This window comes from Acidovorax sp. BLS4, from assembly GCF_032929295.1.
In the GTDB taxonomy this organism is placed as follows: Bacteria; Pseudomonadota; Gammaproteobacteria; order Burkholderiales; family Burkholderiaceae_C; genus Paracidovorax.
The window spans coordinates 3,004,358-3,016,301 of the sequence record NZ_CP136797.1 but is presented as its reverse complement, the minus strand read 5'-3'; the positions used below and the strand labels follow the sequence as shown (position 1 = coordinate 3,016,301).

14 protein-coding genes and 1 tRNA gene are annotated in these 11,944 nt (G+C 67.8%); 7 read left to right on the top strand and 8 right to left on the bottom strand.

Annotated elements, in window-relative coordinates; all coding sequences use genetic code 11:
* Positions 1–29: 29 nt before the first annotated feature.
* Positions 30–114, top strand: a tRNA-Leu gene (locus R1Z03_RS14005).
* A 237-nt stretch (positions 115–351) separates the two neighbouring features.
* On the opposite strand, the gene R1Z03_RS14000 is transcribed toward R1Z03_RS14005, so the two are convergent.
* From R1Z03_RS14000 to R1Z03_RS13975, 6 genes are all read right to left on the bottom strand, one after another.
* Positions 352–531, bottom strand: a complete 180-nt coding sequence (locus tag R1Z03_RS14000; RefSeq protein ID WP_284405902.1) for a CsbD family protein — start codon at positions 529–531, stop codon at positions 352–354.
* 244 nt (positions 532–775) lie between these two features.
* Positions 776–988 carry a hypothetical protein gene (locus R1Z03_RS13995; protein WP_317351879.1) on the bottom strand — a complete coding sequence of 71 codons (213 nt, stop codon included), beginning with the start codon at positions 986–988 and terminating at the stop codon, positions 776–778.
* A complete protein-coding gene (locus tag R1Z03_RS13990; protein ID WP_272564448.1) occupies positions 985–1,122 on the bottom strand; it encodes a hypothetical protein in 138 nt (45 codons plus the stop codon). The genes R1Z03_RS13995 and R1Z03_RS13990 overlap by 4 nt, the downstream gene beginning before the upstream one ends.
* Positions 1,123–1,410: 288 nt before the next feature.
* Positions 1,411–1,596: a hypothetical protein gene (locus tag R1Z03_RS13985; protein WP_317351876.1), complete on the bottom strand. Its 186-nt coding sequence runs from the start codon at positions 1,594–1,596 to the stop codon at positions 1,411–1,413.
* A 239-nt stretch (positions 1,597–1,835) separates the two neighbouring features.
* Positions 1,836–2,054 (bottom strand): hypothetical protein, encoded by a 219-nt coding sequence (locus R1Z03_RS13980; RefSeq protein ID WP_272548552.1) that lies wholly within the window; start codon positions 2,052–2,054, stop codon positions 1,836–1,838.
* A gap of 139 nt (positions 2,055–2,193) precedes the next feature.
* A complete protein-coding gene (locus R1Z03_RS13975) occupies positions 2,194–3,090 on the bottom strand; it encodes a LysR substrate-binding domain-containing protein (RefSeq protein ID WP_284405899.1) in 897 nt (298 codons plus the stop codon).
* A gap of 184 nt (positions 3,091–3,274) precedes the next feature.
* Between R1Z03_RS13975 and R1Z03_RS13970 the strand changes: the two genes are divergently transcribed.
* The 4 genes from R1Z03_RS13970 to R1Z03_RS13955 all read left to right on the top strand — a co-directional run bounded on the left by R1Z03_RS13970 (position 3,275) and on the right by R1Z03_RS13955 (position 8,800).
* Positions 3,275–4,471, top strand: coding sequence for an acyl-CoA dehydrogenase (locus R1Z03_RS13970; RefSeq protein ID WP_317351870.1), 1,197 nt, complete (start codon positions 3,275–3,277; stop codon positions 4,469–4,471).
* 136 nt (positions 4,472–4,607) lie between these two features.
* Positions 4,608–5,870, top strand: a complete 1,263-nt coding sequence (locus tag R1Z03_RS13965) for a CaiB/BaiF CoA-transferase family protein (RefSeq protein ID WP_284426016.1) — start codon at positions 4,608–4,610, stop codon at positions 5,868–5,870.
* A gap of 201 nt (positions 5,871–6,071) precedes the next feature.
* Positions 6,072–7,646: a methyl-accepting chemotaxis protein gene (locus tag R1Z03_RS13960; protein ID WP_317351865.1), complete on the top strand. Its 1,575-nt coding sequence runs from the start codon at positions 6,072–6,074 to the stop codon at positions 7,644–7,646.
* Between the two features lie 194 nt (positions 7,647–7,840).
* A complete protein-coding gene (locus tag R1Z03_RS13955) occupies positions 7,841–8,800 on the top strand; it encodes a chemotaxis protein (RefSeq protein WP_284428988.1) in 960 nt (319 codons plus the stop codon).
* A gap of 51 nt (positions 8,801–8,851) precedes the next feature.
* Here the strand turns inward: R1Z03_RS13955 and R1Z03_RS13950 are convergent, their stop codons facing one another.
* A complete protein-coding gene (locus R1Z03_RS13950) occupies positions 8,852–9,334 on the bottom strand; it encodes a hypothetical protein (RefSeq protein WP_317351863.1) in 483 nt (160 codons plus the stop codon).
* A gap of 300 nt (positions 9,335–9,634) precedes the next feature.
* Here R1Z03_RS13950 and R1Z03_RS13945 point away from each other — a divergent pair, with 300 nt between their 5' ends.
* Together R1Z03_RS13945 and R1Z03_RS13940 are read left to right on the top strand one after the other, a co-directional pair.
* Positions 9,635–10,201, top strand: a complete 567-nt coding sequence (locus R1Z03_RS13945; RefSeq protein WP_284428990.1) for a hypothetical protein — start codon at positions 9,635–9,637, stop codon at positions 10,199–10,201.
* Positions 10,202–10,251: 50 nt separating this feature from the next.
* A complete protein-coding gene (locus R1Z03_RS13940; protein ID WP_317351856.1) occupies positions 10,252–10,935 on the top strand; it encodes a DUF4124 domain-containing protein in 684 nt (227 codons plus the stop codon).
* Positions 10,936–10,953: 18 nt separating this feature from the next.
* Here R1Z03_RS13940 and R1Z03_RS13935 read toward each other — a convergent pair whose 3' ends face one another.
* Positions 10,954–11,901, bottom strand: coding sequence for an NAD-dependent epimerase/dehydratase family protein (locus tag R1Z03_RS13935; protein ID WP_317351853.1), 948 nt, complete (start codon positions 11,899–11,901; stop codon positions 10,954–10,956).
* Between the last annotated feature and the right edge of the window lie 43 nt (positions 11,902–11,944).

Here is an 11,944-nt window from a genome sequence, read left to right as displayed (position 1 = left end):
CCATAATTCGCGGCTTCGATCTTCGCGTCGCCCGGGTGGTGGAATTGGTAGACGCAGGGGACTCAAAATCCCCCGCCGCAAGGCGTGCCGGTTCGATTCCGGCCCCGGGCACCATGGCTTTCTGGCCATGAATGCACAGCAGCTTGTTCCTCGCTGCATCTTGCACACTCTGAATGAATGGCCCGCCTTCGCGGGCTTTTTGCTTTCTGCGCTCCGGCCCTCCCCATGGTGCCAATGCGCGTGGCGCTTCAGGTTCACAGCGCTCATCCGGGATAGCGGCCAGCAAAAAGCCCCGGCGCGTTGCCGCACCGGGGCTTTTCAACCGCAGAGGCGAAACGCCTCATGCAGGCATTACTTCACGGCATCCTTGATGTTCTCTTTGGCGTCGCCGTAGTTCTTCTGGGTGGTGCCCTCGACCTGCTTGGCAACGCCCTTGGCTTGCTGCTCGGGGCTGTTGATCAGCTCGCCGGTCTTTTGTTGAACCTTGCCTGCCACGTCCTTCAATGCGCCTTTGACTTGATCGGTGTTCATGGTGATTCCTTTCGGTGAGGTAAGTGCAAAACAAAATGGCTTTGCATGACCTGAAGGCTAAGACCCGATCCGCAGAGCCCGCGCGGGCGGAAGCCATCCGTTGGCGTCAGCAGCTGCCTACACAAGAAAGAACCCGCAGCGCGGGTGGCGTGCGGGTCGGCAGATTTCGAAAGCAGTTTTTAATTAAAACTGGATCGCGACACTGATTGTTCGATGCAGTACCGGCTTCAAGCGGCTGAAAGCCTCATTTGGTCCACTTGCGTTGCACCTTGGGCTTGACCCGGATGTCCACGGCCTTGCGCACTTCGGGGCGGCCGGTTTCGGCATCGGTGTCCACCACGTCTTCGAGGGCGATCTTCTCCACCTCGGAGTCCGTCTGTTCTTCCAGCTTTTCCAGCACGGCACCCACACGCTTTTCCGCGTCGGACACCTCCCGCTCGGTACCTCCGCGATTCATCGGAGGCTCCCTGCAGCATGGCCGCTCGCGTACTGCACATGCGGTGGTTCATCCGCCTGTTCGGGCGGGGGCGCGGGCACATCGGGCTCGACGGGCAGGTCGGCCTTGCCTGGGGCGGGAGGATGGGAGGCCATGGAGGATGGAAAAGTGGGTGGCGGCGGGATGGAAGGCGGTACGGGGTGCCGGGTGCCGGCGTCGGGATGCGGACCGAGATGCTCTGTTTCCTGCAGCTCAGAGACCGCTCATGACCGAAGCGGCCAAATAGGCGATTCCAAGGCTGGAAAACAGCATGAATCCGGCGAGGACAGTCAGAGTTTCTTTCATATGTTCAATCCTTCAATAGGAACAGACCATCGGAAGCAAGCTATGACTGGCATCCACGACGCTGGGGGCACAAAAAGGGTGAGAAGAATCTCCTCGTGTCAGCGGTTGGATGGGTTGCGTCCGCTGCCGGACTGCTTGCCACCGCCGGAATCCTTGTTCACCGTGGCCCAGGCCCGGCGCTCGGCCTCCGGCTTGCTGAGACCCTGGTGTTCATAACTGTCTTCGATGTGTTCGGCTTGGCGTTTTTGCTTGTCTGTGTACGCCGACTTGTCACCTCTTGGCATGGCTGCTCCTCGGATGGGTTTGTCGTGCCGCTTGGGGTTCAACACGCCGTGAAGCAGCACAGGCGATACCTTAAAACCGCCTCCCGCGGGTCGTCTGTAGGACGAAGGCGGTTGCAGCGGGGTCTCGGGACCCGGCCTCCCATCAAAAAACCCGGCGGCCCCTCCATGGCTGGAGGGGCGGCGCCGGGTGCGGACACCGGCATGGGGCCGGGTCGGGTCGTTGGGGCGAGGGCTGGCGGTCAGCTTTCCTGGCGGCGGATCAGCTGGCGGCCCGCGTCGGTGATGGCCAGATCGCCGGCCGGATTCTTGGCCACGTAGCCGCGTTCGTAGAGCCGTCCCGACAGGTGGTGCGTGAGCGCCTCGGGCACGCTGATGGCACGGCCCAGCTCCAGTTGCTTGAGCGCTTCGAGCTCATCCACCGTGGGGTCGAAATGCGGTGCGTGATAAACGGTTCCCATGAAGCTTTCTCCTTGTTGGTTGCACAGACGCTGCAGTCCTCGGGCCCATGGCCTTGCGCTTGAGCTGCAGCTGACCCAAAGGGTAGCCGCGCCGCCACCCGCACGCAATCGGCCGGCGGCACGGAAGGCACCCAGGGGCTCAACTCGCGGCCATGTCCTGCAACCAATCGGCGAAGGCGGCCAGCACGGGGGGCTGCGGCTGCGCCGGGGTGATGAGGTAGTAGGCGCGTTCGCCGCGCAGGGGCCGCTCGCAGGCCAGCACCAGTTCACCCCGGGCCCGCTCGGCCTCGATCAGCAGCGGAGGCATGAGCGCCACGCCCAGCCCGTGCGAAGCGGCCACGGCCAGCATGGAGAACAACTCGTAGCGCGGCCCGTCGAGCGCGCGCGGCGCCTGCACGTCCATGGCCTCGAACCATTGCCGCCATCCGTAGGGGCGCGTGGTCTGCTGCAGCAGCGGCAGGCTCGCCAGCGCCTGGGGTTCGAGCGGCTGCCCGCCGGGCAACAGGCGCGGGCTGCACACGGGCACCACGTCTTCCTGCAAGAGCCGCAGGGCCTGCGTGCCCGGCCAGTTGCTGACCTGCTCGGGCGTGCCGGCATACAGCGCGGCGTCGAATCCGGTGTCGGCGAACAGGAAGGGCCGCGTGCGCGTCTCGATGTGCACGACGATGTCCGGATGCGCCTGGGCCAGCAGGGGCAGGCGCGGGATCAGCCAGCGCGTGGCGAAGGTGGGCACGGCGGCCAGCGCGATCGACCCGCCCTGCCCCTGGTGCGCCATCACGTCCAGCGTGTCGCGCTCCAGCCCCTGCAGCCAGCGGCCCACCTGCCGCGCGTAATGGGTGCCCGCCGGGGTGAGTGCCACGCCGTGCCGCGTGCGGCGAAACAGCGCCACGCCCAGGAAATCCTCCAGCGCCATGATCTGCCGCGACACGGCGCCCTGGGTGAGCGCCAGTTCCTGGGCCGCGCGGGTGTAGCTTTCATGGCGGGCCGCAGCCTCGAAGCAGGCCAGGGACTGGGTGGAGGGCAAGGTTCGGCGCATGGCGCGATTGTGCCGAAACCCGCACCCGACCGGCTATTCAGATATGAATTGATCGCATGTCTGGATGCAGCATCCTCGCTTGCACCGCACGATCCATGCGCCTACCATCGCACCAACCCGGCCACCCATGCGCTTTTCGCACACCGGAGCCGATCCGAACCCACCTTCCCCGGAGACCCCCCCCATGGCCCACGCCGCCTTCCAATGGAGCGACCCGTTCCTGCTCGACCAGCAACTGACCGACGACGAGCGCATGATTCGCGACGCCGCCGCCGCCTTCTGCCAGGACAAGCTCGCCCCGCGCGTGCTGGAGCAGTTCCGCCATGAAAAGACCGACATCGCCATCTTCCGCGAGATGGGCGAAGTGGGCCTGCTGGGCCCCACCATTCCCGAGCAGTACGGCGGCCCCGGCCTGAACTACGTGGCCTACGGCCTCATCGCCCGCGAGGTCGAGCGCGTGGACTCGGGCTACCGCTCGATGGCCAGCGTGCAAAGCTCCCTCGTGATGGTGCCGATCCACGAGTTCGGCACCGAGGCACAAAAACAGAAGTACCTGCCCAAGCTGGCCAGCGGCGAGTGGATCGGCTGCTTCGGCCTGACCGAGCCCGACCACGGCTCCGACCCGGGCAGCATGGCATCGCGCGCCAAGAAGGTACCGGGCGGCTATTCGCTGTCGGGCGCCAAGATGTGGATCACCAACAGCCCCATCGCCGATGTGTTCGTGGTCTGGGCCAAGGAAGTGTCCGAGGCCGGCGCGGTCGGCCCGATCCGCGGGTTCGTGCTCGAAAAGGGCATGAAGGGCCTGAGCGCCCCGGCCATCCACGGCAAGGTGGGCCTGCGTGCCAGCATCACCGGCGAGATCGTGATGGACGAAGTGTTCGTGCCCGAGGAAAACGCCTTCCCTGAAGTGCAGGGCCTCAAAGGCCCCTTCACCTGTCTGAACAGCGCCCGCTACGGCATCGCCTGGGGCGCCCTGGGCGCGGCGGAATTCTGCTGGCACACCGCGCGCCAGTACACGCTGGACCGCAAGCAGTTCGGCAGGCCCCTGGCGGCCAACCAGCTCATCCAGAAGAAGCTGGCCGACATGCAGACCGAGATCGCCATCGGCCTGCAGGCCTGCCTGCGCCTGGGCCGCATGAAGGACGACGGCACCGCCTCGGTCGAGGCCACCTCCATCATCAAGCGCAACAGCTGCGGCAAGGCGCTGGACATCGCCCGCATGGCGCGCGACATGATGGGCGGCAACGGCATCAGCGACGAGTTCGGCGTAGCGCGCCACCTGGTGAACCTGGAGGTGGTCAACACCTACGAAGGCACGCACGATGTGCACGCGCTGATCCTGGGCCGGGCCCAGACCGGCATCGCGGCCTTTGCCAACTGAACCGGCGGACCGACCCACGCGCCCCCGCCTGGACCGCCAGGGCGGGCGCTGACGGGCAGTTCATGGCCTTTCAGGCCTCCAGCGCAATCAGTACTAGGGCATATTGCTACTTTTTTAATAGCAAAGTGATTTCTGCATGACCACGACCCCCCAAGCCCCGGCGGGTGCCCTCGCCGGCATCCGCGTGCTCGACCTGTCCCGCGTGCTCGCCGGCCCCTGGTGCACCCAGGTGCTGGCCGATCTGGGGGCGGACGTGGTCAAGGTGGAGCGCCCCGGCGTAGGTGACGACACGCGCCACTGGGGCCCGCCGTTCCTGAAGGACGATGCGGGCAACGACACGGCGCAGGCCGCCTACTTCACGGCCTGCAACCGCAACAAGCGCTCGGTCACCATCGACATGGCCACGCCCGAGGGGCAGGCGCTGATCCGCCAGATGGCGCAGCAGGCCGACGTGGTGGTGGAGAACTTCAAGGTCGGCGGCCTGCGCCAGTACGGACTGGACCACGCCAGCCTGCGCGCGGCCAACCCGCGGCTCATCTACTGTTCGGTGACCGGCTTCGGGCAAGACGGGCCCTATGCCGAGCGCGCCGGCTACGACCTCATGATCCAGGCCATGACGGGCCTGATGAGCATCACCGGCCGGGCCGACGGCGAGCCGGGCGCCGGCCCGCTGCGCGTGGGGGTGGCCGTGATCGACCTGTTCACCGGGCTGTACGCGAGCAACGCCATCCTGGCCGCGCTGCACGTGCGCGAGCGCACCGGCGAAGGCCAGCACATCGACATGGCGCTGCTGGACGTGGGCATGGCCGTGCTCGCCAACCAGGCCTCGGGCTTCCTGGCCACCGGGCAGGCGCCGACCCGCCAGGGCAATACGCACCCCAGCCTCGTGCCCTACCAAGACTTTCCCACCGCCGACGGCGCCATGCTGCTGGCCATCGGCAACGACGGGCAGTTCGCGCGGTTCTGCGCCGCCGCCGGCCGGCCGGAATGGGCGCAGGACGCCCGGTTCGCCACCAACCCGCTGCGGGTCAGGCACCGGGCCGAGCTGGTCCCCGCCCTGCAGGAGGTCACCCGCACCCGCACCACGGCCGACTGGATCACCTTGCTGCAGGACAAGGCCGTCCCCTGCGGCCCGGTCAACACGCTGGCCGAGGCGTTCGACGACCCGCAGGTGCAGGCCCGGGGCCTGCGCGTGGAGCAAGCCCGGTGGCCACAGGGCGAGCCCGGCGACGGCATCGACCGAATCGCCGGGGTGGCCAGCCCCCTGCGCCTGTCAGCCACGCCGCCGGTGCTGCACCGGGCGCCGCCGGCCCTGGGGCAGCACACCGACGAGGTGCTGGCGGGGCTGGGGCTGGACGCCGAACGCATTGCGCTGCTTCGCGCGGCGAACGTGGTTTAACCCGTCCCAGGCCGATGGCATCGGCCCCGCCCGAGAAAAGCCTTGCCTTCGCGCAAGGCTTTTTTCATGGCGCGATCCGCTGCATGGAAAGTTAAAAATGATTTTTATGATAGAAATGATATTTCAATACACTTCATCCATCCGACAGTCCGGGACGCTCCTCACGAAGGGGCGCCCTCCCACTCCCTCAGGGATCTTCCGATGAAGCTCAGCCGAAAACTCCCGCTCGTCTTTACATTCGCCCTCTTGCTGCTTTTCGCCGCTGCGCTGTTCGGCCTTGGCCGGTTGAACTCGGCCCTGACCACGTACCAGACCACGGTCGCCACCCATACCCAGCAAGAGCGGATGGCCGCCGACGTGCTGGGCGACTTCCGGGTGCAGGTACAGGAATGGAAGAACACGCTGCTGCGGGGCAAGGACGATGCGCAACTGTCGCGCTATTGGGCCGCCTTCGCGAAAAGCGAAGGGGCCGTGCAAGCCCAGGCGCGCAAGCTGATGGACGATTTGGCCGCAGGCGATGCGCGTGAGCGGGTGGGCCAGTTCCTGATCGCACACGAACGCATGGGAGTGGCCTACCGCAAAGGGTTCGAAACATTCAAGGCATCGGGCCGTGACCCGGCCGCAGGCGATCAAGCCGTGCAGGGCATGGACCGGGAGCCGGCGCAACTGCTGGAGCAGACCGGCGACCTGATCAGCAAAGCCAGCGCGGCCGTGTCCCTGGAGGCTGCGACGGCAGCGCGCCAGGCCAACTGGATCAGCCTGACCGTGATGCTGGTCGTGTGCGGGGCCAGCGTTTTCGGCGCGGTGCTGTTCAGCCGCACCGTCACGCAACCGCTGGGCAATGCGGTGCGCATTTCGGAAGCCGTGGCCTCCGGCGACCTGACCCAGGCCACCCACGCCCGCGGGCAGGATGAAATCGCCCAGTTGCTGAACGCACTCCATGCGATGCAGACCAGCCTGTCTCAGGTGGTGGGCAAAGTGCGCGACAACGCCGACAGCGTGGCGAGCGCCAGCGGCGAGATCGCGCGAGGCAACAACGACCTTTCGGCCCGCACCGAACGGCAGGCCAGTGCGCTGGAAGAAACCTCGGCCTCCATGGAGGAACTCAGCTCCACCGTGCAGGCCAACGCGGAAAACGCCCGGCAGGCCAACCAGTTGGCCCTGAACGCATCGACCGTGGCCTCCAAGGGCGGCGATGTGGTGTCGGAGGTGGTGAGCACCATGCGCGGCATCAACGACAGCAGCCGCAAGATCGCCGACATCGTGGGTGTCATCGACGGCATCGCCTTCCAGACGAACATCCTGGCATTGAACGCCGCCGTGGAAGCGGCGCGGGCCGGCGAACAAGGGCGCGGCTTCGCGGTCGTGGCCAGCGAGGTGCGCCAATTGGCCCAGCGCAGCGCCGAGGCCGCCAAGGAAATCAAGACCCTGATCCATGCCAGCGTCATGCGCATGCAGCAGGGATCGGTGCTGGCCGACCAGGCAGGCACCACGATGGGCGAGGTGGTCGCCTCGATCCGGCGCGTCACCGACATCGTGGCCGAGATCAGCGCCGCCAGCAGCGAACAAAGCGCCGGCGTGTCCCAGGTGGGCGAGGCCGTCATGCAGATGGATCAGGCCACCCAGCAGAACGTCGCGCTGGTGGAACAAAGCGCCGCGGCGGCGGACAGCCTGAAGCTGCAGGCGCAGCAACTGGTGCAGGCCGTGGCGGTCTTCCGCTTGCGCCCCCACGGCGATCCCGAATCCTGGCCGGGGGGAACCTTGAAGGCCGCGTGAGCGGCAGGCCCGGGATGACTCCTGGGATTGGAATTCCCCGCCTGATACCCATTGCCGCTCTCGCTGGCAAGAAGATTGCACTGCGCTCCTGCCAATCGGAGCGCGGGCGCAACAAGGGAAAATATTAGGACCGGGCCTTTCCCATCCCGCTCTAAAATTTGTAAACACGCGTATCCAATGCGAAGGGGGCAGCGATGAAGGCAGTGCAGCAGGAAATTGACGAGCGGACCAACCTCACCGGAACCAATAAATTCGAGTTGCTGCTCTTTCGGTTGGGCATTGACGACAACCTGGGCAAATCCGAGCTGTTCGGCATCAACGTCTTCAAGATCCGCGAGATCGTGGCGATGCCCAGCATCACGCCCATCGCCGGCGCCACGCCGCATTCGCTGGGCGTGGTCAATCTGCGCGGCCAGATCATCCCGGTGCTCGACCTGCCCTCCATCGTCGGCTGCAAGCCGCAGACCGGCCTGAACATCATGCTGGTGACCGAATACGCGCGCACCACGCAAGCCTTCGCCGTGGAATCGGTGGAAGACATCGTGCGCCTGGATTGGAAGCAGGTGCTTTCCGCCGAAGCCAGCGGCACCGGCGGCCAGCTGGTGACCAGCATCGCCCGGCTGGATGGCAACACCGATGGCTCCCGCCTCGCGCAGGTGTTGGACGTGGAGGCCATCCTGCAGATGGTCTCGCCTTCCGACGAGCACAAGGTCGATCCCGAGAAGGTCGGCCCGCGCCTGAAGCTCAAGCCCGGCACCATGATCCTGGCCGCCGACGATTCGTTCGTGGCCCGCTCGCTCATCGAGAAGGAACTGCAGGCCCTGCACGCGCCTTACGAAATGACCAAGTCGGGCAAGGAGGCCTGGGACCGGCTGAACGCCATCGCCCGCGCCGCCGAGGCCGAGGGCAAGACCGCCGCCGATCGCGTCGCGCTGGTGCTGACCGATCTGGAAATGCCCGAGATGGACGGCTTCACGCTCACCCGCAACATCAAGCAGGATGCGCGCCTGAACAAGATTCCGGTGGTCATCCACTCCTCGCTGTCGGGCTCGGCCAACGAGGACCATGTGCGCAGCGTGGGGGCCGACGGCTACGTGGCGAAGTTCGTCGCGGAAGACCTGGCCGAGACCATGCGCCGCGTGCTGCCCAAGTAAATCCTGCCAGCCAACACGGCGGCGCTGGGGCCACGGCGGCCTCGCCGCCGCTCAGCGCGGCCTCGGGTAGCCGTTCTCCACCCAGGCCGCTGCGCTGGCGCTGGTGAGCACGAAGCCGGGCGACACGCCCACGCGGGCGAGCAGTTCGTCGTCCAGCGCCGAATGCGCGCTCAGCGTCGCGGTCGGGTGTTCATCGTCCGGCTCGATCGCCAGCGACACGCGCACGCGCTGGTCCCGCACGGTGACCGTGACGCTCTTGTTCAACTGGGCATGCAGTTGCTGCTCGTGGCGGCGCAGCACCTCCGACGCGGTCTTGACCAGCGTGTGGAAGGCCGAGACATCCAGCGGTTTGGGATTCTTCTTGTCGCGCCCCATGGTCCAGGGGCCGACCAGCGCGGGCTCGGACTCTCCCCGCAGCGTCATCTCGACGGCCCAGCCATCGTCGTCTTCGTTCTTGACGACGCGCGCAGTCCAGCGCTCGTCGCTCCACAGGCGGGGTTCCTGCACGGGGGTAAGTTCTGAATCTTCGGTCATGTCGGCCAGATGGGGCCTTCGGCCGCACCAAGGTCGTCCGAAGGCAAAGCTGCACAGTGTAGAACGGGCTGCGCATGGCACACGGCCGGCGGCGCGGCCCAGATCCATTCGCCGGCCAGATCGTCGATCCGCCCTCTGTGTGAAGACGGGGCAAAGCCTGACAATGGCGCCCGCGCAAGGTCAACCAAAATGGTCATCAGCGCGTCACACACGGGCGCGGCGTGTCGCCTGACCGCCGCCGTCACCCATCGGCCGCCAGACGCTCCCTGCAGCGCGGCCACCAGCCAGCGAGGCCTTTCCATGTTCCACCCCGCCCTCCGAATCCTTGCCGCCGGCACCCTGGCCGTGCTGGCCACGGGCTGCGCGGTGCCCGGCGACCCCTACTACGAGCCCGCCTATCCGTCCGCCAACTATCCGGCAACGCCGTCCTATCCCTACCCGGCCAATGGCTCGACGTCGATCACCGTGTACGAACAGCCGGCCTATGGCTACAGCCGGCCCGCCTACCCCGTCTATGTACCCACGCCCGTGCCGGCGTATGGCTGGGACCGCCGTGACGATCGCCGGGACGACTGGCGTGAACGGCAGATGCGCGAAGACCGCGAGCGCGCCTGGCGCGACCGCCGGGACCGCGAGGCCCGGGAAGCGCGCGACGCCGACCGCCGCCGCGACAGGGACCGGGACGGCCAGCGTGCGGATGCCGACCGGCGCCGCGCCGAGATGGACCGCCAGCGCGCCGAGCTGGACCGGCAGCGCCGCGAACAGGCCGACCGCCAGCGCGGTGAGGACCGCCGCCCGCCGGGCGCGCAAGACCAGCGGCCGGCACCGGGTTGGCGCCTGGAGCAAAATCCCCAGAACCGGCCTTGACCGCCCGGCTCCACCGACCTGAACTGACCGATCGCCCACAGGAAACGGCCATGATCCAGCGCCCTGTCTTCCTAGCCCCTCGCTCTGCCGCATGGCGCCTCGGCGCCGCGCTGGCGGTGGCGGCGTGCGCTGCGGCCCCCTTGGCCACCCATGCCCAGGTGATGCGCTGCACCGACCCCGCCTCCGGCAAGGTCACCTACACCGACGGAGCCTGCGACAAAGGCACGGCCGCACGCGAGGTCGAGGCCCGCAAGAGCCGCGAGGAAATCGAGGAGGAGCGGGCCCAGGCCCTGCAGGCGTTGCAGCTCAAGCAGCAGCGCCAGCAGATCGAGCGCCAGGAAGCCCAGCAGGAGGCACGCCAGGAACGCGAGCGCGCCGCCGCCCGGGCCCCGGCCGATCCGTCCCGCTCGCCCGAATGCGCCCGCTCGCGCCGCAACCTCGACCGGGTGGCCAGCGAATCGGGCGGGGGCAATTACGACGGCCAGGCCCGCCTGACGGCCGCACAGCGCCAGATGGACCTCGACTGCCTCGGCCCGCAGGGCTATGCGGAAGTCGAACGGTCACGCAATTACAGCGGCGGCAGTGGCGACTACTACACGCCCCCCGCCGTCGTGGTGCTGCCGCCCCGGCGCCCGGTGGTGGTCCAGCCGGCGCTCCCGGTGCCCTCCGCGCCGATTTCGCACTGCAACGTGTTCCGCTGCTACGACCAGCAAGGAAACGTCCACCCGCGCTGATGCGTGCGGGTGGGCGTGTCAGGTCGCGCGCAGGCCCTGGGCCACGGTCGGGTAGCGCAGCACCACGCGCAGTTCCTTGCGCAGCCGCGTGGCATCCAGCCGGCGCGACTCGCCCATGAAGCTCAGTTGCGGCGCGGGCAACTGCGCCTTCGCATCGCTGCGCGCGATGCGCGGCGGGCGCGGCAACCCGTACAGGTCTGCGGCCAGATCGAAGTAGTCGCCCATCTTCAGGTCGCTCGCATCGCTCACGTGGTACACGCGCTGCGGCTGGCCGCGCCACAGGGCCGCCACGCAGGCGCGGGCCAGGTCGTCGGCATGGATGTGGTTGGTGTAGACGTCGTCCTCGGGCAGCAGCACCGGGGTGCCACGGCGCAGGCGGGCTTCGGGCGTGCCGCCTTCGCGGTCGGGCGCATAGATACCGGGAATGCGCAGGATGCTGGCGCGCACGGTGCTGCGGCCCAGGTGGCGCACGGCGCGCTCGGCATTCACCCGGCGTTGCGCGCGGGGCGTGGCGGGCGCGACCGGGCGCGCCTCGGTCACCCACACGCCGCCGCAATCGCCATACACCCCGCTGGTCGAGCCGTACACCAGCGCGTGCGGCAAGGTGCGCAGGCGCAGCACCCGCGCCAGGGCGACCGTGCGGCCGTCATACCCTTTGGCAGCACCCGGCACCGCATCGCCCGGCGGGGGCGCCAGGTGCAGGACGCGGGTTGCCAGGCCGGACAGGCGGCGCAGGCTGGGCGCATCGTCCAGGTTGCCTAGCAGGGGGGTGATGCCGGCGGCGCGCAGTGGCGCCCTGCGTTCAGGACTGGAAGTCAGGGCCAGCACCCGGGGCCGGGGCCCGCCGGCCGATGCACCCAGCACCCGGGCCGCCCGCAGCCCCACGTCGCCACAGCCGATGATGAGCACGCGTTGGCGGCGAAAGCGCGCCGGCAGGGCACCGAGGGGGCTTTGGTTTGAGGGCAAAATCGGATCCGTTTGGCGAGAAGAACCTCCAAGGATACCCACT

Coding starts and splice junctions, on each gene's coding strand:
- R1Z03_RS14000 (WP_284405902.1), bottom strand. CDS start 531: ATGAACACCGATCAAGTCAAAGGCGCATTGAAGGACGTGGCAGGCAAG.
- R1Z03_RS13995 (WP_317351879.1), bottom strand. CDS start 988: ATGAATCGCGGAGGTACCGAGCGGGAGGTGTCCGACGCGGAAAAGCGT.
- R1Z03_RS13990 (WP_272564448.1), bottom strand. CDS start 1,122: ATGGCCTCCCATCCTCCCGCCCCAGGCAAGGCCGACCTGCCCGTCGAG.
- R1Z03_RS13985 (WP_317351876.1), bottom strand. CDS start 1,596: ATGCCAAGAGGTGACAAGTCGGCGTACACAGACAAGCAAAAACGCCAA.
- R1Z03_RS13980 (WP_272548552.1), bottom strand. CDS start 2,054: ATGGGAACCGTTTATCACGCACCGCATTTCGACCCCACGGTGGATGAG.
- R1Z03_RS13975 (WP_284405899.1), bottom strand. CDS start 3,090: ATGCGCCGAACCTTGCCCTCCACCCAGTCCCTGGCCTGCTTCGAGGCT.
- R1Z03_RS13970 (WP_317351870.1), top strand. CDS start 3,275: ATGGCCCACGCCGCCTTCCAATGGAGCGACCCGTTCCTGCTCGACCAG.
- R1Z03_RS13965 (WP_284426016.1), top strand. CDS start 4,608: ATGACCACGACCCCCCAAGCCCCGGCGGGTGCCCTCGCCGGCATCCGC.
- R1Z03_RS13960 (WP_317351865.1), top strand. CDS start 6,072: ATGAAGCTCAGCCGAAAACTCCCGCTCGTCTTTACATTCGCCCTCTTG.
- R1Z03_RS13955 (WP_284428988.1), top strand. CDS start 7,841: ATGAAGGCAGTGCAGCAGGAAATTGACGAGCGGACCAACCTCACCGGA.
- R1Z03_RS13950 (WP_317351863.1), bottom strand. CDS start 9,334: ATGACCGAAGATTCAGAACTTACCCCCGTGCAGGAACCCCGCCTGTGG.
- R1Z03_RS13945 (WP_284428990.1), top strand. CDS start 9,635: ATGTTCCACCCCGCCCTCCGAATCCTTGCCGCCGGCACCCTGGCCGTG.
- R1Z03_RS13940 (WP_317351856.1), top strand. CDS start 10,252: ATGATCCAGCGCCCTGTCTTCCTAGCCCCTCGCTCTGCCGCATGGCGC.